Source organism: Lentzea sp. NPDC051838 (genome assembly GCF_040681245.1).
Lineage (GTDB): Bacteria > Actinomycetota > Actinomycetes > Mycobacteriales > Pseudonocardiaceae > Lentzea.
Genome location: NZ_JBFAYI010000005.1, coordinates 44,909 through 67,213, shown reverse-complemented (window position 1 = coordinate 67,213; position 22,305 = coordinate 44,909). Strand labels below are relative to the sequence as shown.

Genomic DNA, 22,305 nt, shown 5'->3' with positions numbered 1-22,305 from the left:
CGTCAGGACTTGCGGGGAGAGACGGTCATGATGCCCGTGCACATCTCGTCGGCGGTGCCGTCGCCCCACACCACGTAGCGCGGCGGGAGTTTCTTCAGCTGCGGCAACTGTTTGCGCAGCTTCGCATCGTGCGTGCACGTCACCCGCAGCATGTCCCCCGGACCGATCTCCACCGGCGACGGCAGCTTCAGCAGCCGCTGGTTGTCGAAGTCGTACTGCGGCACGTCCAGCACGACCTTGGCGTTCGGCGTGCCGGGGTTGAGCTCGACCTTGATGGCCCGCCCGAGCAGGTGCATGTGACCGAACCCGGCGAACAGCGTCACCGGCTCCTCCACCTTGTGGTCGCAGGTCTGGGTGTCACCGGGCTTCGGCGCGCTCTGGCCGCACTCCTCCACCTGACGGTCCGCCGTCTCGCCGACGTCCTGCCCGAACCGCTTCGTCACGTCCGCGATCGAGGCCGCCCGGTCGCAGAGAGGACCCGACTCGTCTGCGGTGCAAGGGAGATCGGTCGGCGCGTCGAGCGGCCACGTGACGAACTCCCGGGTCTGCGGCGTGCCGTCCTTCAGCCGCAGCCGCACCGCCGAGCGGTCCGACCCGCCCGGCTTGCCGTCGGTCGCGAGCAGGTTGTAGTGCATCTGGAGAACGATCAGGGTGCCCGGCTCCAGCTTGAAGCCGACGTCCTCGGTGAACAACGTCTCCGCGGCGCCCGGCGCCCAGGTGTCCACCCACGACGCCTCCCCCGCTTCCACTTCGGCGCCGGGCACGCCGGTCCCGCCGAAACACTGCCAGCCGAGACCTGGGGTCTTCGCGTCCTGCTCGCGCACCGCGGCAGCACCGGCCGGCGGCACCGCGTACACGATGGCGTGGTGCGCGAGGGCGACGTTCTCGGGCGTGACCTGGGTCCCGGTCAGGAACGCGGCCTTGGTCAGGCCCGGATCGATCACCTGGCACCGGTACTCGTCCGTGCCGCCGCCCTCCGGCGGCGCTGGTGTGTAGGACTCGGCCATCTTCAGGTCGACGAACCGCTCACCGGCGCGCAGCGGCTCCGGTGGAGGCGCCGGCTTGGCCGCGTGCCCGTTGTGCGAGCCGGACGGGATGGGCAACGCACCGTTGCCGCTGCCCGACCCGCAGGCGACGACGGTGAACGCCGTCGCCAGCGCCACGGTGGCCACCCCGAACCTCCACAGTGGACCATGAGGTTTTGTCATGACCTCAACGCTAGGCGCGATTCCGGCCCGTTTCGTCGTACTGCGGTCGTGATCTCGGAAGGGAGGTGGTACCACGGTACCGTCCAAAAAGGACTACCCCCGCATTAACGATCGTCTCACATTCGCCCGGTAGGAAGTCGGCGTCAGACAAGCGATGGAACCGAATGCAGGAGGCTAGTGATGGCAGTCGACGCAGCGCCGCCCGGACGGTTGGCAGGCCGGTGGGTGCCGTGGTTGGTGATCTGCCTGTGGGTGGTGCTGGCGGCGGTCATGGTGCCGCTGAGCGGAAAGCTGAGCTCGGTCACCACGGACAAGGCCGTGGACACCCTGCCGGCCAACGCCGAGTCCACCAAGGTCGCGGTGCTCGAGGACAGTCTCCCCGGCGGCGAGGACAACACGTTCGTCTTCGTGTACCACCGCGCCGGCGGCATCACCGACGCCGACCGCGCGGCGGTGGAGCGCCACTACGACACCGTTGCCAAGAAGTACCCGCCGAAGGTGGCGGCCCCGGCCGGCGAGGACGAGGGCTCACCGACGAGCCCCTCCAACGACGGCAAGGCGATGATGTTCACCCTCGACGTGAGCGCGACCTACGGCGGACCGGAGGCCATCGTCGGCCCGTTGCGCGACGCCGCGAAGGACCGCCCCGCCGGCTTGGAGCTCGACGTGACCGGCCCGGCCGCGGTCGACGGCGACATGGACAGCGTCTTCGACGGCATCGACCTGCAGGTCCTCCTCACCACCATCATCGTCGTCACGCTCCTGCTCATCTTCACCTACCGCAGCCCGGTGCTGTGGTTCATCCCGCTGGTGGCCGTGGGCGTGGGCGCGGTGACCTCGATGGCGACCGTCTACCTGCTCGTCAAGGGCTTCGGCATCGTCGTCAACGACCAGAACTCGGCTCTGCTGACGATCCTGGTGTTCGGCGTCGGCACGGACTACGCGCTGTTGCTCATCTCCCGATATCGGGAAGCACTGCACCACCACGAGAACGTCCGGGTCGCGATGATCCACGCGCTGCGCGGCGCCGCGCCGGCCATCATCGCGTCCGCGGCCACCGTGATCGCCGGCCTGCTCTGCCTGCTCGTCGCGGACCTGAACAGCACCAGCGGGTTGGGCCCGATCGGCGCGGCCGGCATCCTGTGCGCGCTGGTGGCCATGCTGACGCTGTTCCCGGCGCTGCTGGTGGTGCTCGGCAGGCGGATCTTCTGGCCGGCCATCCCGCGGTTCGGTGCGGCCGTGCAGGAGAAGCGCGGGCTGTGGGGACGGCTCGGTGCCGCCATCAACCGCCGCCGCTGGGTGGCGACGCTCGGCTCGCTCGGGGTCCTCGGCGTGCTCGCCATCGGACTGACGGGCAACACCAGCCCTCTGCGGGAGCAGGACCAGTTCCTGTCCGCACCGGAGTCGGTCACCGGCTTCACCGTTCTCCGCCAGCACTTCCCGGAGCTCGGCGGCCAGCCGATGACGGTCTTCACGCGGCCGGCACAGCAGGAGCGGGTGCTCGACGTCGTCAAGAGCACTCCTGGTGTGGCAATGGCAATCCCCGGTCAGACCAGCGGTGGCTGGACCGACATCTCGGTGTTCCCGAAGGACGCGCCGGACACCGCCGCGGAGTACGACACGATCAAGCGGGTGCGCACCGCCGTGCACGCGGTGAACGGGGCGGAAGCGATCGTCGGCGGGCCTAGCGCGGAGAACCTCGACACCGAGGTGACCACCACCCGCGACGAGATGCTGGTGATCCCGCTGGTGCTGCTCGTCGTCCTGCTCGTCCTCGCGCTGCTGCTCCGCTCGATCGTGGCCCCGCTGGTCCTGATGGCGACCGTGATCGTCTCGTTCGTGGCGGCCTTCGGCGGCAGCGTGTTCGTCTTCGACACGATCCTCGGGTTCAAGGGCGTCGACTACTCGGTGCCGCTGCTGGCATTCCTGTTCCTGGTGGCGCTCGGCGTCGACTACAACATCTTCCTGGCCAGCCGGGCCAGGGAGGAGACCGCGCGTCTGGGCACCAGGGAGGGCATGCTCAAAGCCCTCTCCGCCACCGGTGGCGTCATCACCTCGGCCGGCGTGGTCCTGGCGGCCACGTTCGCGGTCCTCACCTCGCTTCCGCTGGTGATGCTGATCGAGGTCGGGTTCCTGGTCGCCTTCGGCGTGCTGCTCGACGCCCTGCTGGTGCGGTCGATCCTGGTGCCCGCCCTCACCCTGCTGATCGGCAAGCGGATGTGGTGGCCGAGCCGGCTGTCCCAGCCGGCGGAGCTGCCGGACGGTCGGCAGCCGCTCGACGACGAGGAGAAGGAGCCCGCGCTACAGCGGTGAGCGCGGTGGCACGAACGAGATCCGGGACGAGGCCCCAGGCCCGTCCCGGATCTTTTTCACGGGCCGGTCAGTGCACCGCGGTGTCCTCGCCGGCGGTGAACCACCCGATCGAGGCCGGCGGGGCCGCGGCCGGAAGCTCGACTCGAAGCAGCGCGCCACCGCGGGCGGACCGGGCGACGGCGACCCGGCCGCCGTGAGCGTCGACGACCCGCTGCACGATCGACAGCCCCAGACCGGATCCCGGCAACGCCCGTGCGCTGTCGGCGCGGTAGAACCGGTCGAACACCCGCGGCACGTCCGCCGTGTCGATGCCCGGCCCGGCGTCGTCGACCTCGAGCACCGCCGCCGCGCCCTCGGCACGGAGCCGGACCTGGACCGGCTGGTTCGGGGGAGACCACTTGCCGGCGTTGTCGATGAGGTTGAGCACCGCCCGTTGGAGGCCGGCGGGCCGTCCGCTCACCCACACGGAGGTCACGTCGAGCGCGACTTCGATGTCGGGCATCCGGGAACGCGCACGGGTCACGGCGGCCACCACCACGTCGGCGAAGTCGAGCACCTCGGTGCGCTCGTCGCTGACGTCACCGCGTGCCAGGTCGGTCAGCTCGGCGGCGAGGTTGCTCAGCTCGGCCACCTGGGCGCCGAGATCGTTGAGCAGCCGGGTCCGGCTCTCCGCCGGCAGTCCGCTGTCCAGGGTGCCGCGCCGATCCAGCCGGATCAGCAGCTCGACGTTGAGGCGCAGGCTGGTGAGCGGGGTCTTGAGCTCGTGGGCGGCGTCCTCGGCGAGCAGCCGCTGGGCCCGCCGGGAGTCCCGGAGTGCGGCGAGCATGTCGTTGATCGACTGGATCAGCCGCCGGATCTCCCCACCACCCTCGTCCGGGATGTCGGCGTCGAGATCCCGGGTCTGCGCGACCCGGACCGCGGCGGCGGTCAGCCGGTCGATCGGGGCCAGCCCGGTCCGCGCCACGGTCCGCCCGACCAGGGCACCGCCGACCACGCAGAGCAGCCCGATCAGCAGCATGCCGAACCCGAACTGGTTGATCGGGCTGTCGTCGGCGACGCGGGCCACCTGGACCGCGCCGTCGCCGGCCCGCAGCGTGTAGACGAGGTAGCCGTCGTCGTCGCTGTCGCCCACCTCCATCAGGTCGGCCGCCGCACCCTGCACCACGCGCCCGGCGGACTCGCTGACCGGGGGCAGCGCGGGCTGGCCGTCCGGCGTCCGGGTCGAGCCGTCGGGGAGGATCACCCGCATCAGCCGACCGGATCCGGGATACGGCGGCAGCTCGACCTGCGCCAGACCGGCGCGCTCCGCGTTCGTCGCCAGAACCCGGGAGTCGGCCCGCAGCTGATCCTCCACGGTGTCCCGCAGCTCCCAGTCCAGCAGCTCGCTGGTCACCTGGAAGGCCACGAACACGCTGACCGCGATGGCCGTCGCCGCGATCACCGTCAGCCGGGTCCGCAGGGACTGCCGGCGCCACCACCGGGTCAGCCGGCGCGGACCCCTCACGGAGGAGTCTCCCGCAACGTGTACCCCAAGCCGCGCAACGTGTAGATCAATCGCGGCTCACCCTCCGCCTCCATCTTGCGGCGCAGGTAGCTCACGTACACCGAGAGGTTGTTGGCGGTCACGCTCATGTCGAAGCCCCAGATCGCCTCGAACAACGCGTCGCGGGTCAACACCCTGGTCGCGTTGCACACGAGGACCTCCAGCAAGGAGAACTCGGTCCGGGTCAGCCGGAGCGGCCGCTCGCCACGCCACGCCTCGAACCTGTCGGGATCGACCCGTACGTCGGCGTACGACAGGATCTGCGACTCCTCGCCACCCGGCGCGCGCCGGCGCAGCAGGGCCCGCACCCTGGCCAGCAGCTCCTCGGTGGCGAACGGCTTGGGCAGATAGTCGTCAGCGCCCGCGTCCAACCCAGCGACCCGGTCGAAGACCTGATCCCGCGCGGTCAGCATGAGCACCGGCAGATCCCGCCCCGCAGCCCGCAACCGCCGGCAAGTCTCCAACCCGCCGAGGCGGGGCATCATCAGGTCGAGGATCAACAGATCCGGCGCATCGCCCTCGATCCCGTCGAGCACGGCGAGACCGTTGGCGACAGTGCAGGTTTCGTAGCCCTCGACCTGGAGCACCCGCTCCAGCGACTCACGGATGGCCGTCTCGTCATCCGCGATCATGATCCGCACGCCGGCCCGCCCTTCCAGTGGACACTTTGCGCCTCATCGTTCCCGACCAACCTGAGGCCAGCATTAGAGCGGGGTTCGACTCGTGCCCGAGCGGACGAAGCGACTGCGCTTCGTCCGCCCAGAAGTTCACCGTTGGCGCACAGCCATCACGGACAGATTCGCGGTTTCAACCCGATCGTGATGGTGACCGTGGAGCCGACGTTCACGATGGTGCCCGCCCGCGGGTTCTCACGCATGACCTGGTTGATGAAGTTGCACGTCGGGTCGACGGCCGACGTCACCGCGGTCGAAAGCCCCGCGGCCTGCAGGGTGGCCCGGGCGCTGCTCGCGGACGAGCCGATCACATCGGGCACCGCCACCTGAGTGGTGAGGGTGAACGGGGTGGTCAGCTGCCGGGAGTTCTGGTTGAGCGACAGGTTGCCGGCCTGCACGAAGAACGACGTGCCGTCCGAGAAGAACAGGGTCAGCCCGTAGCTGAAGTGCCAGGTGTCGTTTCCGTTGGGATCAATGGAGATCCGCACGATGCCGGAGCTCAGCATGGCGGCGGTGACACCGGTGTCGGTGCGCATCATGAACGGCCCGTGGACGCTGCCGTCCCTGTACTCGGTGCCGATGTCGCTGAAGTCGCTGGCGACCCGGCCGCCCGGCGTCTCCACCTGTGCGCGCACCAGCGTGTCGTCGTCCTTGTTGTCGTTGCCGGTCGTGAAGGTGACGGCGGCAGCCGACAGATGCGCGTCCGGTGCGGTCCCGTTGACCGTCGCTGGTGCGGCCCACCCGGTCTGAGCCCCGATTCCGAGCAGCAACAGCACCGTCATGCCGATCGACGCCAGCCGTCGTGCAGTCGATTTCATCGCGGTCCTCCTTTCGTCGCTGTGTCGGAAGCGACGGTAGGAGCGGGCGATTGCAGTTCATCGACAATCCGTCGACGTAACCAGTATCCCGGTCGCCACGAGCAACTCCTGATACTGCGTGACAACGGATTTCGCCGCACCGCAACCACAGTTCCAGGTACTGGGGCCGTTCGAGGTGCGCGTGCACGACGAGGTGCTCGACGTGGGTGGTCCGCGGCTCCGGACGTTGCTCGCGTTGCTGACGGCGAACGCGGGCAGGGTGACGACCGTCGGCACGATGGTGGAAGCGTTGTGGGGAGCGGAATCTCCACCTGACGCGCAGCGGACCGTGCGCAGCTACGTCTCAAGGTTGCGCCGTGCGCTCGCCGTCGACCAGCTGATCGTCACGCATCCGTTGGGCTACGTGCTGCGGCTTGATCCACATGTCGTCGACTCCCGCCGATTCGAACGGCTCGTCGAGGCGGGACGGGACGCCCTGTCCGCCGGCCGGGCCGAGGGCGCCGCCGAACAGTTGTCGCTGGCGTTGACGCTCTGGCGGGGCGAGGCGTACGGCGAGTTCGGCGAGACGCCGGTGCTGCGTGCCGAGGCGGCACGGCTGGAAAGCCTGCGACTCAGCGCGGTCGAGGATCGCGTCGACGCCGACCTCGCGAACGGTGAAGGGGTGACGCTGGTCGAGGAGCTCGCGGGGCTGACCGACCGGCATCCCGGCCGGGAGCGCCTGTGGGGGCAGCTGATGACCGCGTTGTACCGCGCGGGCAGGCAGGTCGAGGCCCTCGACGCGTACCTGCGCGCCCGCACCGTGCTCGTCGACCGGTTCGGGCTCGATCCGTCGCCGCGCCTGTCCGAGATACATCAGCAGGTGCTGGACAACGACGCGCGGCTGTTCGGCGTGCCCACGGTCGCACCGGGCGAACCCGTCCGCGACGACCTCCCCGGCGACATCGCGGACTTCGCCGGCCGTGAGGCCGAGCTGACCTTGCTGGCGACCGCGCGCGCCGCCGGTCGGCACGCCGTGGTGATCCAGGCGATCGACGGGATGGCAGGGGTCGGCAAGACGACGCTGGCGGTCCACGCGGCGCACCGGTTCGCCGAGGACTACCACGACCGGCTGTTCATCGACCTGCACGGCCACGCGCCCAGCCGGCGGCCCGTCGCGGCGATGACGGCGCTGGACACGCTGCTGCGGGCTCTGGGCGTGCCGCCGGACCGGATTCCGCAGGACCCGGACGCGCGCTCGGCGTTGTGGCGTGCCGAGCTGGCGACGCGCTCGGTGCTCGTCGTGCTGGACAACGCCGCCGACGCCGCGCAGGTGCGCCCGTTGCTGCCAGGCACGTCCCGCAGCCTGACGCTGATCACGAGCCGTCGCCGCCTGGTCGATCTCGACGCCACCCAGGTCGTGTCGCTGGACGTGTTGCCGGAGGCGGACGCAGTCGCACTGTTCACCAGCGTCGCTGGCGGCGACCGCACCACGTGCCCGGCGCACGAGGTCGTCGCGTTGTGCGGTCGTCTCCCGCTGGCGATCCGCATCGCCGCCGCCCGACTGCGCGCACGTCCCGGATGGACAGTGGGCTACCTGGCGGAACGCCTTCGCCAGGCGCACTCCCCGCTCACCGAACTGGAGGCGGGAGACCGGAGCGTTGCCGCCGCGTTCGCCCTGTCCTACGAGCACCTCGACGCACCGCAGCGACGCCTGTTCCGGTTGCTCGGCATCCACCCCGGCCCGGACTTCGACGCCTACGCCGCCGCGGCGCTCGCGGCCGTGGACGTCCCAGAGGCCGAACGGCTGCTGGAGAGCCTCGTCGACGACCACCTGCTGCAGGAACCCGCGCCCGGCCGTTACCGCTTCCACGACCTGGTCCGCCAGCACGCCCACGCCGTCGCGCTGACAGACGAGCCGGAACCGTTGCGGCACAAGGCACTGCGCCGGGTCGTCGGCTACTACCTGCACACCGCGCACAACGGCAGCAGGCTGCTCGACCAGCAACACCCGCCGATCACCGTCGAAGCGGCCGACTGCGTCCCGCACCCGCTGTCCGGCAGCGTGGCCGCGATGGCGTGGTTCGACGCCAACCACGCCTGCGTTCTGGAGGCGCGAACCGCGGCCGAGGACGCGGGCTGGGACACGGTGGTGTGGCAGCTCGCCTGGTCGCTGGACAACTTCCACTACCGCCGCGGGCACCTGCACGACAACATCGCCTCCTGGCAGGTGGGCCTCGTCGCCGCCGAACGACTGGGCGACCTGGCCGTGCAGGCCCGCGCCCATCGACGGCTGGGCCTGGTGTACGCGCCGCTGGGGAGGGACGCGGAGGCTTTAGTCCACTTGAGACAGTCGCTGGCGCTGTCCGAACAGGTCGGCGACACGCTCGGCCAAGCCGGCGCACACCTCGTGCTGGCACTGGCCCTGACGTGGCAGAAGGACGACCACGGCGTGCTCGCCCACCTGACCGAGGCGAGGAACCTGTACCGGCTCAGCGGGAACACGCAATGGGAGATCCGCGCCCTGAGCATGATGGGTGCCTCGTACACCCGTCTCGGCCACCACGCCCGCGCCCGCCGCATCTGCGAGGCCGCGTTGTCGTTGTGCTTGCTGCACAACGACACCTACGGCCAGGCGGACAGCCAGGACAGCCTCGGCGCGATCGCGGGCAACACCGGCGACCACCGCCAGGCGCTCGACCACTACGGACGCGCGCTGGCGTTGTGGCGCGACCTCGACAACACCTACCGGCAGGCGGGCACCTTCGCGGCGCTCGGCGACGCCCATCGCGACCTCGGCGACCGCGATCACGCGCAGCAGTGCTGGCAGGAGGCCATCGACCTCTACCGCGGGCAGAACCTCCACCGCGCGGCCGACCGCATCGCGCAACGTTCCCGCTGACCTGTCCGCGCGGCTTTCGGCGGGTCTGCGTCAGCGCTGACAGCCGGGTGAATCGGCGTCGTCCAAGGCGGCGAGCTCACGTCGCACCTCCTCCACGTCGTCGTCCCGCCGCTGCGCGGTGAACATCTCCAGTGCCTTGTGCCACGCCGCACGCGCCTCGTCGCGCCTGCCGAGGGCGGCAAGCGGACGGGCGACCCCCTGGTGGGCATTGGCCTCCTCGAACACATCGCCGAGATCTCGATACACGACGAGGGCCTGCCGGTAGAGGTCCGCGGCCCGTGCGTGGTCGCCGGAACGGTGGGCGGTCAGCGCCAGGCTGTCCAGCGTGGTGGCCTCGCCGTCGCGGTCCCCGTGGGCGCGGTGCAGGGCGAGCGCTTCCTCACAGTGCGCGCGGCCGTTTTCGTGGTCACCCAGCCGGGTGCAGTACCAGCCCACCGCGTTGAGGGCGTACGCCTCCTGCACCGGATCGTCGACGGTCCGGTAGAGGCGCAGCCCTTCGGCAGCGTGCCGCAGCGCCTGCCGGTCGTCGCCACGCATCTCCCAGACCTGGGCGAGGGCGTGGTGCGTGTGTCCTCGGTCGACGTCGTCGTCCGACGAGGCCAGCGCCCCGTGCAGATGGGCGACCGCGTCGTCGTGCCGCCCGACGTCGGCGCAGGCCCGGCCGAGGAACCGCCGCACAAGGGTCAGGGCACGGCGATCGGCGGAGCGGCGAACCGCGTCGAACGCGACCTCCCAGAAGCCGAGCCGGTCCTGGCGGAGACCGCGCCACGCGTGGAACGTGACCAGACTCCACGCCACCTGCCACACCGGTCCGTGCCACCCGCGGGCGGCGGCGGCCTGCTGGACCGCGGCCAGCGTCGCGTGCTCGGCCTCGAACCACGCCAGGGCCTCCGTGCGGTCGCGCAGGGCGTGCGGTTCGCCGGCAGGCCCGTCCACCCCGGCGGGGAGAACTCGGTTCCCGGAGGTCAGCACCCCGTCCGCCGCGCACGCGGTGCTTGCGAGGAGCTCGACCACGCGGCGCAGCGCGGCCACGCGGTCGGCTTCCGGCAGGCCCTCCGCCCGATCGGCCGCGTACCGGCGGATCAGGTCGTGCATCCGATACCGTCCACGGGCATCGCGGTCCACCAATGAGGCGTGCTCCAGTGCCCGCAACACCACCCGTGCCCGGGGCGTGGGCACATCGAGGAGCGCCGCCGCGGTGGGCAAGCCGAAGTCGGGACCGGGCACCACACCCAGCAGTGCGAACGCCGTGTCCTGCTTGGTGGTGAGACCGCCGCACGACCAGGACAGGATGGTCGACAGGCTGGCCGTCGGCTCTTCGTCATCCAACGCGAACAGCCCTACGTCGCGCAGCTCGCCGGCCAGGACGCTCAGCGACAGGTCGGGTGCGGTGTGGGCACGGCCCGCCACGATGCCCAATGCCAGCGGGAACCCTCCACACCGGCGGACCAGCTCGTCCACCGCCGCGGGCTCCGCGCCGACCCGCGCCGCGCCCAGTCGCGCGGTGAGCAGCGCACGGGCCTCGATGTCGTCGAGCGCGTCGAGGCGCAGGTAGTTCGCACCGTGCCCGGTGACCAGTCCGGAGAGCAGGGTGCGACTGGTCACCAGCACCTTGCAGGTCGGGCTACCGGGTAGCAGGTAGGCCACCTGCGCGGTGTCGGCGGCGTTGTCCAGCACGATCAGCACCCGCTTGTCCGCCACCAGGCCGCGGAACAGCGCGGCCTGCGCGTGCAGGTCGACGGGCATGCGGTCGGGAGGGACGCCCAGAGCTTGGAGGAATCCGCGCACGGCCGACGAGGGGTCCATCGGTGCGCTGTCCGGGCTGAACCCGCGCAGGTCTACGAACAGCTGCCCGTCGGGGAACTCCTCGGCGTGGCAATGCGCCCACTGCAGGGCCAGCCACGTCTTGCCGATACCACCGGCCCCGCCGATCGCGGAGATCACCATCGCCCCGGCGCCCCGTGCGGTCAGCACCTCGTCGAGACGTGACAGTTCGGTGGTGCGGCCGGTGAACAGCCGCCGTGGCGCGGGCAGTTGCCGAGGCGCGGGCACGTTCGCCTTCGCCTCCACCGCACCGCTGATCGTCGCTGCGGAAGGGGTGAGAGCCGGGTCGGTGTCGAGGATGCGTTGGTGCAGCTGCTGCAGTGCGGTGCCGGGGTCGGTACCCAGTTGTTCGACCAGACGGTCGCGGAGTTGCCTGTACTGGGCCAGGGCGTCGGAGGTGCGCCCGGCGAGATACAGCGCCAACATCAACTGGCCGGCCACGTGTTCGTCCAGAGCGTGCTGTTCCGCCAACGCGAACAGTTGTGGCAACACTTCGGTGTGCCTGCCGCAGCGCAACGCCACATCGACGCGGTCGAGACGAGCGGCGTTGCGTTCCCGTTCCAGGCTGGTGCGCACAGCGGCCAGCCACGGGGTCTCCAGGCCGGCGAACGGCTCACCCCGCCACAGTGCCGAGGCCTGGTCGAACAAGCCGAGGGCGTGCTCGTCGCTCTCTTCGCGGGCGCGGGCGATCAGGTGGCGGAACCGGTGCAGGTCCACGGCCTCCGGGTCGGCGAGCAGCACGTAGCCGTTGGGGCGGCGCTCGATCCCGATGCCTTCCGGTGACAGCAACTGGCGCAGCCGGGACAGGTAGTTGCGCAGGACCTGCCGACCTCGGAGAGGTAGATCCCGTGGCCACACCCGCTCCAGCAGTTGGTCCACCGTGACCACCCGGTTTGCCTCCACGACCAGCACCGCGAAAACACACCGCTGGCGCGTGTGTCCCACCTCGACCCGCCGGTCTCCGATCCAGGCTTCGACATCCCCCAGCACCCGCAGCTCCACCACCATGCCCCCGCTCCGCGCGCGTCCAGACGAAATCACTCTGTCGCAGCTTCCACAAGATCGACGGCACTTTGCTCACAATTACTCTCACCAGCCCATTCCACGATCATGATGCGTTTCCTGCTTGCGCCACATCCATTCTCGGCGCAGGCCAGAGCTCGAGTTCTGGCCACGAACTCCGGAATTCCACAGGAGATGGGAATGCATCGACTGATCAACACTATTCGCCATGGCGCGGCGATCGTGACAATCGTCAGCCTGGTCGCTCTTGGCCTGGGGCAGACAGCAGGGGCGGCCACCACTGCCGCACCGGCCAATCCGGCAGCGTCAGCCCAGACCGCTCCGGCACGCACCGTCAACGGGCTGGACGTCGTGACCGGGACGCTCTACGACGTCACCTTCGGACACGATGGCCAAGCACGCATCCAGGCGTCACCCGATGACATCACGACGCAGGCGACGTGGTCGTACAAGTTCAGCAAGGAGACCACGGAGAAGCTCTACCTGCTCGCTTTGGCCGGCGCGACCTCCAGCATCGAGGGCATCTGCCAAAGCGTCGCGCCCTCCTGGCTCGACCCGCTCTGCAACCTCGTCGCCACCGCCATCGTCCTCTTCCTGGTCAAAGCCAATCCGGCAGGACGGTGCCTCAAGATCTCCGTCACGACGAAGCTGGGCTGGCCCCCGATCAAGGTCAGCGTCGGCTATGTCACCTGCTAGGCGCGAAACCCGGGGAGGGGATCTCGTGAAAACACCGAAGATCATTGCGATGTCGATCTTCGTGGTAGCGCTGCTGCCGGCAGCGACAACCGCGTCGCCCGCTCTTGCGGGCCCGTCATCAACCGTGGAGCGGGTGAGCACGGCGATGGCCATGGCCGGCGTATCGCCGACCGCGGACCGCGCAAAGGTGACAGCCGATGGCTCGGTCAGCATCGACAACCTGCGCCCGGCGGTATCCCTGCGGGCCGGCACGCAGACCGTGCGCGCAGAGGTGCAGGACGCTGCGGCCGCTGGATCCAGTACCGGCAACGGCACGCGAGTTTATGGTGACGTGGCGCGGAACACCGACTTCGCGATCACGACTCCGGGGCCGGGCACAGTCCAGATCCTCGCGATCATGCACCGTTCCTCGGCGTCGAACACCCAGCGCTACAAGCTCGATCTGCCGGCGGGAGCCGCGCTGACACCCGTCGGCGGGGGTTACCTGATCACGGGGTCTGGTGGAACCGTGATCGGAACGGTGAACGAGCCGTGGGCGAAAGACGCCAAGGGGCGGCACCTGCCAACCCGGTACGAGATCGACGGGACCACTCTCGTACAACGCACCGAAACCGCAGGCGCGGAGTATCCGATCGTGGCCGATCCGAGAATCACGATCGGACTGGGCGTCTACCTCAACATGTGGGGGTACGAGCTGCGCGCAACGGCGATCGCCTATCTCGCCGCCGGCGGGGCAGGACTGGCGGTGGCCTGCGCGACCGCGAGCCGGCTTCCGAGTCCGCTCAACATCATCGCCTCCATCGCGTGTACGTACGTCGGCAGCAACGCGGTCAAGTACCTGTTCCGCAAGGCCGTGGACATCTACAACAGCAATCAGATCTCCGACGGCACGTGCTACCAGATCAAACTGGGGAACACCGGCGACCGCTGGAAGCGGGTGTCCGCGTCGAACTGCTGACCATGAACGAGAGCACACCCGCTGAACCTGTGGGGCGGGGCGACCGGACGCAGCGCCGGATGCCCCGCTCCTGCAACGTCCTTGGTGGAAGCGGACTTCAAGGAGCCCGGCCGCCGCAGCTACAAGCCGCTCGAGGACGACGACAGCCGAAGGCCTCGATCTCAGGGCTGGCCAACCTCATCCGCCGGATGGGTGCTTGTCCCGTTTAGACGGACAGGGACGATGAGGTGTGGTCAGGCCAGCTGATTCGAGACAGCGGCTTCGTAGGCGGCGGGGCTGAGGTAGCCGAGGTCGATCACGGCGGCCAGGTACAACCACCCTTTCCAGGTGTTGATGTAGGTGATGTCCCCGCACCACCTGCTGCCGATCTCTGTTGCGCCAACGGATCCTCAAACCAGTCGTCAACGGCAACGATGGCCGGGCCTCATAAGGGAATCCGCACCGCGCTTACCCGACCGGGACTGACCTCCATGGACTGCGTCACAGCCACAAAGCCTGGCTCATCGCCAACAGCGCACCCGAGATCGCCCAAGCCCGGAAACCCGGACACCCGAATCGCGTCACCGAGGTCTACTCCCACGTCGCACCCGAACCTGCACACCGCCGCGTCTCCGGACCGCTTGCGGCGTAACCAATCCCGCCGCCCCTCACACCGTTAGTGAGTGGGTCTCGACGATCACCCAGTCCAGCGACCAGCACACTGATCAAGCCGGAGAATTCTGCTCCAGAAGTGCTCCATAGGGTCACCGCAACACGATCAACAGACGATCACCCAAGATCGGGCCCGAACAGCAAGAAACCCGCCTGACCAGCGGAAACCCCTCGATCAGACGGGCTCTCAATTCAAGTGGAGCTGAGGGGACTCAAACCCCTGACCCTCACACTGCCAGTTTGGTCCACAAAGGACTCCTGCCAGCACAAACTCGAGAACCCCAACAACTCCAGCGCAAGTAGCCGCCGTTGAGTGCCGTTCGATGACGTTCAACTACCTGCCCTGCTCCAGTTCCGCTCCAGAACGATCAGTGTGAGAACGTCACCGCCCCCTTGACGCGGACATGCAAGTTCAGCGGCTCGATCGCACCGCCAGAAGCCGCTCAAAGCTGATCTTTCGGTCGAGTGCTCGAGTTTCCAAGAGCGATGCGGGATCTAGAGGAACGGCACGACGCTGATACTCGTGTTCCGCCTCAAAGTTGCCCCCTGCCTGCACGTTCTGGTCGAGCAGCCCCATCGCAGTCAACCCCACATGGGCACACCAGACAGCCTCGTCCGAGTCTCCCGTCGCGGTACCCCGCAGCATGGAGGACGGCCAACACCGAGTGGAAGGCGTACGCGTCAACCGCGGTGGTGAGCTCCTCGCCGTTGTCGGCGCGGACGATCTCCACAAACCTCTCCAGCCGTTCGGCCCTGCTGGCGAACACGCTGCCAGGGAGCGTCGCATCCCAGAGTTCGTCCAACACATCCAAAAGGATCTCAACATCGCCAGCGCGAGCCGGGTCATCACCCCGAAGGCCGGTGAAAAGCTGAACCAGTCGTTCAGCGCAGCTCGCGGTGAACACCGCAGCCCTCGCAGGGTCGCCCGCCCGCAGCTCCGCTACGACGTCGTCGTTCACGAGAATCTCGGAGACCACGATCCGCACCTCATATTGCCGATCCGCTTCACGACCGCGCTGTCACACGAGCCTCCGCCCCAGAGACAGAAGACGGAGGCTCGAAGCCGATTCACGTTTTCGTTCAACCCACCTAAACAGGGGTCAGCACTATTCGCAAAGAATCGGCTTGCACAGACACCTCCCCAAAGTCCCCCCGTATGCGGTAGAACCCATCGTTCAGTTCAAATGAATCAACGCCTCCGTAGTCAAGCTCCCCTGACGCGTCTCGCGCGGGAGGTAGCCCTTGCCCAATCCAATGAAGATTCGAAACACCTTCAAACCTGAGCTCGCCACGCCGATAAGAATAGCGTTCCCCAGGAAGCGGAGTTTGATAGTCCTTGTGCTCAGGCCGCAACACGAACTCGATAGAGAACGCAAGCATCCCCGGCCACGCCGTCACGCCCAGCACCCAACTGTCCTCCAGGTAGAAGAGGCGCAGTTCATCGATTTGAGTGTAATCAATCATGGCAGATCATAGTCAATCGCAGTGTGATTACCAACGGACCTCTTACTCACAGTGTTCCCATACCGGTCAACTCTCTCACCCGACGCATTCCGAATCTCCACATGCGGCCCCTCACTACCGGCCACCCGCCCCGTACCACGCTTGATCGTAAGCCTTACAACACCGTTGTCATCCGTGTACTTGATCGGCCCCTTGTCCGTGCGACTCCGCAACCAACCCTGAGAAGCCCCGAAGCTTTCCAATTCTGAAGCCTTGACGACCCGGTCTCGAAATAACCGAGTGAGCTCAGAATCCGCATTGTACTTAACTATTCCCATACCGCAACTGCTGCCAGATTTGCCGCAACCAGCCCCAAGTACCTGGGCGACATTGCGCAGCGAGCCTGCTTCCTCTGAAGCAGCGGAGAGCCCCTTCAGTGGCGATCCACCTCCGCCACCAGCAGCAAGACCGACCGCTCCAGCGACCGTGAACACAAAGTCCCATCCGGTCATCGGATGGTTGCCCATTGTGTAGGACCATTCACAGAAGCCCGCTCCGGGGTTGCTGCTTCGGCAGAGGTACATGGCCCAGTGCGCAACGGCCTCTGTGTAAGACTCGCCGGGCGCCATCATGACCGGCGCACCGAATATCGGGCCTCGCTTCATCTCCTCGGCGGTGGGTAGTCGATGACCGTAGATGATGGGCTGATTGGAGCCGTCACCTGTGCCGGTAATCAACTCGTACCCGAGTTGCCACTGCTGGTCCATCTCCTGGTGGGACACACCAGAGCCCACGGGGCCACAGAGACCGTTGGGCGAGTACCCGCAGCCCTCGAAATCGCCCGCGTCTGAGCTCTCACCCTTGGTCACCTCGTAGAAGTTGCACGAGTCGCAGTACAGGCCGGTCGGGTCGCTGAACGAGACTGGGCTGTTGTTGGCGTAGACGTAGGCGTTCCACTGCCGCGGATCCGCCAAATCCATCACCGGGTCGACGGAGATGAACCGGCCGAGCTTCGGGTCGTACTCACGAGCACCGATGTGCGTCAGACCGGTGTTGTCCAACGTGCCGCCAACAAAGCCCTTGTCCATCCGCGCAGGCCATGTCCCTGTGTTGCCGCGGATCTCACCGAACGGCAAGCTCAGCCGAGTGCTCACGAGCTGGCTCAACGCGTTGATCGTGCTCTGCGCCGTACCGTGCTGATCCGACGACAACCACGTCAACCCCGACGACAGCCGCATCGCGATGGTCTGACCGGCGTGCGAGTAGTAACGAGTGCACACCTTCGCACCCGACGACGCCGTGTACCGCAACTCCTGGCCCGGCAGATACAACGTCCGCCCCGAAGGATCGCGACGGACCAACCGGTTGCCGTCGGCGTCGTAGACGTACGACGACTGACCGGACTCGTCGACCGTCGTGGCGACACGTCCTTCTTGGTCCCACGTCATCGCCTGCGTCGCGCCACCCGGCGACGGCCGCGTGAGGGTGTTGCCGATCTCGTCGTAGGAGTACGTCGCCTGGCGGCTACCCGCGTTGTCCGTCGACACGGTCTTGGCGACCGAGTGCTTGCCTGGTGTCGGGAAGTACTCGGTAGTGCGGTCGCCGGCGCTGGTCCCGTGCTCCACCAGCTTCGTCCGGTCGCCCGCAAGGTTGTAGCTGTAGGACTGCCAGTACTTCGACGGTCCCCCAAGCCCAGCGACAGTCGGGTCGGTCGCGCAGTTGCCTGAGCCCGGGGTCCACGCCTCGGTCAGGCGCCGCAGGTAGTCCGCGCGGAAGCACTGGGTGTCCGAGCTGACCGAGTCCGAGACGCGGGTGACGTTGCCGGCCCAGTCGTGGCTGTAGAACACGTTCGAGACATCGCCACTGGTCTGCGTCGTCGTCATGATCTGGGTAAGGCGACGAGTGAACTCGTCGTAGTTGCGCATGACGTTGACCGTGCTGCTGCTGCCGTTGCGCAGCTCATAGGTCAGAAGTTCACCGAGCGGCGTGTAGCCGGTCGAACTGACGAGGTTGGTTTGCGGCGACGTCCCGTAGGCGGTCTTCAGGGTCGCCAGCTGCCCCAACGCGTCGTAGTCGAACTGGAGGATTTCCCGCTTGAGATCACCGGTGGCCGGAATGCGGGTGGTGTTGAGTGCACCGTTCTTGTGGAAGCCGTAGACGTAGCTGTAGGTGCCGCCGAGCCCTGTCTCGGCGTCCGGGATGGTGTAGTTGGTGCCCCAGGGTTGGTAGTCCGGCATGAAGCCCACATGCTCCATGACGTAGTCGCCGAGCTCACCGTGGCGCACTGACTTCACCAACACACCCTTGACTGTGGTGCCGTCCGCGAGTGTGTCGTAGAACCACTCCGAGCGAGCTGTGCCGGTCGCCGAGCCGTCGCGTGTGCTCGTCTTGCGACCCAACGCGTCGTAGGTGTAGGCGAGGACTTTGCCTCGTCCATCCTTTGTGGACGTTAGTTGGTTCGCGTCGTCGTAGGTCGACTCGGTCGTGCCCTTGTCCGGATCGACCGCGCGAACCTGTCGGCCTCGCGCGTCGTAGGAGTACTGCCACTTCTTGCCTGATGGATGCGCGACCTCGGTTAGCTGCCCCTTCGGGTCGTAGGTGTACTTAGTCGCGTCAAACCCCGTCGCGGCGCCGGCCACCACACCCGAGTGGTACTGCCGAAGCTCCGACTTGCGGCCCTGCGCATCGACCAGCGTCGACGTCACAACACCACCGACAGGAGGCGTCACGTCAACGCGGTCACCGGCGTAGTACGTGGTCGTGCGGAAAAGCTCGTCACCGCCAGGACTGGCCGTTGGCACCTTCTTCTTCAGCACCTGCGCGATCTCACGACCCGCGCCGTCGTACACCTTCACCGTCGCCGACGGGATTACGTCGGTGGGCGCGAACAGGTTGTTACCAGGAGCCACGTTGGCGGTATAGGGGTTGTTCGTCCGCCTTACGCGGCCTGCCGAGTCGTAGTGGGTATCCGTAACGACCGTGGTCGATGTGGTGCCGCTCGCGTCGGGCTGCTGTGTCTGACGCGGCCGCAACAGGCCGTCGAACAGCTCGTAGGAGGTCACGTACTGGTTGCTGGTGTTGAGCGTGCTCGTCGTGACGACGGAAGGTCCGTCGTTGCGCTGCAGGTAACTGAACCTCTTGCTGTAGTTGAGCGCGGAGACCTCTGTTGTGCGACCGAGGCCATCGTAGGTGATGTCCGTCCGACGCTGATTCGGGTCCGTTGTGGACCGCGGCGACCCCCAAGCGGGTTCCACCGTGGTCGTGGTGACCCAGCCCAGCGTATTGGTCGTGGTGAGCTGGGTGACCGGCCCTCCCGCGACTGGGGTGTAAGCCGTGGTCGTGGTGCCCTTGGGGTCGGTCAGCTTCGTGACCCTGCCGTAGAGGTCCCGTTCCGTCGACGACTCGGTCAGGTAGGTGGCAGTGCCGTTGACGTAGGACTTGAGGGTCTCGGCCTTGGTGGGCTGACCCTTGGTCGGCGCGACGCCGAGAGCCTGGCCGTCGTAGTAGGTCTTGAGGTCCCCGGAGATGTCCTGGTCCCTCAGGCCCGTGCCGACTTTGGCTTTCGCACAGTCAACCAGGAAGTCGCGCTTGCGGAACACCTTCCCCACCAGCCATTCCCCGGTGTTGCGCGCGTAATCGATCAGAATGCACTTCTCATCGCCCGTGACCGCATCGTCGCCGCGGTCTTCAGTTTGCGTCGCGGTGCCGTATGTCTGGTCGAACTCGGTCGCCGCGCTGGTCGTGCGGAATCCGCGCCCGCTGTCCAGCGCAGTGCGGGTGTGCTTGCCCGCGGACTGCACGTAACGGGCGTGGACGGTGACGTCGTTGATCGTGCGACTCGCCGTCGGCTCCGACTGCCACGGCACATTCACCGTCGCCGACGCCTCGGCACCGCCAGGTCCGTTGTAGACGATCTCCTCGCGCATCATGCCCGCGAAGGCGTCGTCGTCATTCATCGCAGACACGTTGCCCACAGCGATCGCCGAAATCTGGACGTTCCGCGTGCCCGACGGCAGCTTGTCGCCGTGCATGCCGCGGAAGTAGCGCCGCTCGGTCAGCGTCTGCTCTTCGGGATCACCCAGCCGTGTCTTGACCGCGCTGTAGCCGCGCCACACCGACCACGTCTTGTCTTCGGCCTTGATGAAGCCGTCGTCATCTGAGTAGTGCCACGCCGGGTCACCGATGTAGTCGTACTGCGTGAGTACCCGTGGCGAGCCACCAGTCATGTCAAACTCGGTCATGCTCTTCACGACGTACTTGTGGAAGTAGTCCCAGATCGGTGCGGTGTTGCCCTCCGGTGTCCATCGCACTGGATAGCAGCGCAGGTTGTTGTCCTGCAACGCATTCGGGTTCGGCATCCGCGAGCCGACAACGCAGTCCGGGTCGGCGTAGTTCACGTCGATCTGCCCACCGCTGTCGGTGAAGACCGTCTTGAGGCGCCACCACTTCATCGCCGCCAGCTGATCGGAATGCGTGTCGACCCGATTGCTGAGCTGGATTCCCACGAACCGGACGTCCGGCACGGGGGTCTGCTGGCCCACCAGTCCAGCACGGGAGATCTTGTCCAGCCACAGACCCGCACGCGTGCCGTCACCCGGATCTGGGAACGAGTGAGTCAGCGTCCACTTCTCCACCGCGTTGCCGGCAACCTTGGTGGTCACCGAGGCAAGGCGCTTGGTGGCCCAGAACGTCGGAGAGCTGTAGCTGCACGTGTTCCCGGCACACTCCTGGTCCCATGGCACGTCAGGCCAGTGCTGAGCGTCTTTCGTTCCACAGTCGGACAGGCAACGATCGGCAGGCTCGAAGACCACCTGCATCGGCGCGGTCTCGCTGCGATCCGTGCGAGTACCGTAGTCAATCTGCTTCAGCACCGCCGCACGGTCGTACGTCACCAGATCGGTCCTGGAGTTGTTGCGCCCGTACTTGTTCGTCTCCTTGTCGTAGCTGTACGTCATGGTGTTGCCATGGGTGTCCACGACGAAATCAAGGTTCCACCGATACGGCTGCGAACAGAACGAATCCTTGAACAACGGCGCGGCACACGGCTCACCTTCGTGGTTGCCCGCCACCAGCACGTTCTGCACCGACTGTCCGGTGCGGCCGAACCAGTACTGCGTGCCGTCCTGGGTCGTCACCACCCAGTGCTCGCCATCGCGCGCGCCGTTGTCCGCTCCAACTCGGAACTCGACACGCGTACCGTCGTCCTGGCGCAGCCGCCACCGTTTCGACGGCGCCGCCTCCTTGATCAGCTCACCACCGTGACCCGTCATCGACAAGGTGGCGTTCTCGTTGCGCCAGCACAGGTCTCCGGTCCTCTCGGTGTTGCGCGCGCCATCGGCCATGTCAGCTGCGCACCCGACGTACTTGCGCTCGATGAAGTTCACGCCGAGGTCGAAACCCTCACCGACCCACGACGGCTGGTTGTTCGACGCCGCCATCCGCCCATCGACACTCTGCGACGAGTAGCCCAGCGTCAGTGACGGCGTCGGACCGCCCAGAGACGGTGGCATCCGCAACGGATAGTTCCAACTGAAGCCACCGGTGTTGCCACCAGCTGACCACGTTGCCGACGGAGACAGGGTCGTTGCCTTGTAACTGCCCGAACCGCTGGACGTGCCTGCGGTCAACGCCATGAAACTGCCGCTGGCAGGGCTCGCCTGGGTCGCGGTCACCTTGCTCTTGGCCGCATCGTTGCGCGACGACACCGGCTTCGCGGAGCACTCCGGCTTGTCAGGCGCCGTCAACGCGCACTCAGGTAGTTCAACCAGGCGCAGGCGCGAGGCCCAGTCACCGCCGTAGGCCCAGCGGAACGACGAATAGTCGACCTCGACCTTCGCTGAACCACCAGAAACTTTGAACAGCAGGCCTTCTACACCCGCCTTGCGGGTCTTCTCACGGTCGAACGTCTCGATCTTGATCTTGGGTTTGGCCTTCGCCGCAGCGACATCTGCTGCCGCGACCGACAGTGGTGTTCCCGCTGCCTTGGCTGGTTCGGTCGTGGCGGCTTCGACCTCGGTGACTCCGGCATTGGGCCACACCGGCGCACCGCCAGTGAAGGCCTTTCCGGTGTGAACGTCCTCGACCTTGATGAGGCCGTTCTTCTTTCCGGCTACCACGCGTTCCTTGTTCGGCACGGGCGGCTTGTACGGAGCCGCCACAACGGACGGCGGTGTGGCGGTCAGAACAGCGGACACAAGCGACGCCACGAGAGCGACGGCCAGTCCACGTCTATGCAGGGCTGTGGGCATCACACAACTCCAGGTTCTTGTGGTGGAT

Annotated in this window: 12 protein-coding genes; 4 read left to right on the top strand and 8 right to left on the bottom strand. The window is 67.3% G+C overall.

Features of this window, described 5'->3' with window-relative positions; all coding sequences use genetic code 11:
* Window positions 1–2: 2 nt before the first annotated feature.
* Window positions 3–1,208, bottom strand: coding sequence for a hypothetical protein (locus AB0M24_RS13930; protein ID WP_363765907.1), 1,206 nt, complete (start codon window positions 1,206–1,208; stop codon window positions 3–5).
* Window positions 1,209–1,388: 180 nt separating this feature from the next.
* Here AB0M24_RS13930 and AB0M24_RS13925 point away from each other — a divergent pair, with 180 nt between their 5' ends.
* Window positions 1,389–3,521: an MMPL family transporter gene (locus tag AB0M24_RS13925; protein WP_363765904.1), complete on the top strand. Its 2,133-nt coding sequence runs from the start codon at window positions 1,389–1,391 to the stop codon at window positions 3,519–3,521.
* A 67-nt stretch (window positions 3,522–3,588) separates the two neighbouring features.
* Here the strand turns inward: AB0M24_RS13925 and AB0M24_RS13920 are convergent, their stop codons facing one another.
* From AB0M24_RS13920 to AB0M24_RS13910, 3 genes are all read right to left on the bottom strand, one after another.
* Entirely contained in the window at window positions 3,589–5,025 is a 1,437-nt protein-coding gene (locus AB0M24_RS13920; protein ID WP_363765901.1) for an ATP-binding protein, read from the bottom strand.
* Window positions 5,022–5,705, bottom strand: a complete 684-nt coding sequence (locus AB0M24_RS13915) for a response regulator transcription factor (protein WP_363765898.1) — start codon at window positions 5,703–5,705, stop codon at window positions 5,022–5,024. The genes AB0M24_RS13920 and AB0M24_RS13915 overlap by 4 nt, the downstream gene beginning before the upstream one ends.
* Before the next feature lie 146 nt (window positions 5,706–5,851).
* A complete protein-coding gene (locus AB0M24_RS13910) occupies window positions 5,852–6,556 on the bottom strand; it encodes a PASTA domain-containing protein (RefSeq protein ID WP_363765895.1) in 705 nt (234 codons plus the stop codon).
* Window positions 6,557–6,674: 118 nt separating this feature from the next.
* On the opposite strand from AB0M24_RS13910, the gene AB0M24_RS13905 reads away from it, so the two are divergent.
* Window positions 6,675–9,434: a BTAD domain-containing putative transcriptional regulator gene (locus AB0M24_RS13905; protein ID WP_363765892.1), complete on the top strand. Its 2,760-nt coding sequence runs from the start codon at window positions 6,675–6,677 to the stop codon at window positions 9,432–9,434.
* A gap of 30 nt (window positions 9,435–9,464) precedes the next feature.
* On the opposite strand, the gene AB0M24_RS13900 is transcribed toward AB0M24_RS13905, so the two are convergent.
* Window positions 9,465–12,266: a BTAD domain-containing putative transcriptional regulator gene (locus tag AB0M24_RS13900; RefSeq protein WP_363765889.1), complete on the bottom strand. Its 2,802-nt coding sequence runs from the start codon at window positions 12,264–12,266 to the stop codon at window positions 9,465–9,467.
* 195 nt (window positions 12,267–12,461) lie between these two features.
* Between AB0M24_RS13900 and AB0M24_RS13895 the strand changes: the two genes are divergently transcribed.
* Window positions 12,462–12,977 carry a hypothetical protein gene (locus AB0M24_RS13895; protein WP_363765886.1) on the top strand — a complete coding sequence of 172 codons (516 nt, stop codon included), beginning with the start codon at window positions 12,462–12,464 and terminating at the stop codon, window positions 12,975–12,977.
* A gap of 49 nt (window positions 12,978–13,026) precedes the next feature.
* Window positions 13,027–13,935, top strand: a complete 909-nt coding sequence (locus AB0M24_RS13890) for a hypothetical protein (RefSeq protein WP_363765883.1) — start codon at window positions 13,027–13,029, stop codon at window positions 13,933–13,935.
* Window positions 13,936–15,119: 1,184 nt separating this feature from the next.
* Here AB0M24_RS13890 and AB0M24_RS13885 read toward each other — a convergent pair.
* The 3 genes from AB0M24_RS13885 to AB0M24_RS13875 all read right to left on the bottom strand — a co-directional run bounded on the left by AB0M24_RS13885 (window position 15,120) and on the right by AB0M24_RS13875 (window position 22,277).
* A complete protein-coding gene (locus AB0M24_RS13885; RefSeq protein WP_363765880.1) occupies window positions 15,120–15,563 on the bottom strand; it encodes a hypothetical protein in 444 nt (147 codons plus the stop codon).
* Between the two features lie 112 nt (window positions 15,564–15,675).
* Complete coding sequence (locus tag AB0M24_RS13880) at window positions 15,676–16,050, bottom strand: hypothetical protein (protein WP_363765877.1); 375 nt, start codon at window positions 16,048–16,050, stop codon at window positions 15,676–15,678.
* Window positions 16,047–22,277, bottom strand: coding sequence for an RHS repeat-associated core domain-containing protein (locus AB0M24_RS13875; RefSeq protein WP_363765874.1), 6,231 nt, complete (start codon window positions 22,275–22,277; stop codon window positions 16,047–16,049). The genes AB0M24_RS13880 and AB0M24_RS13875 overlap by 4 nt, the downstream gene beginning before the upstream one ends.
* Between the last annotated feature and the right edge of the window lie 28 nt (window positions 22,278–22,305).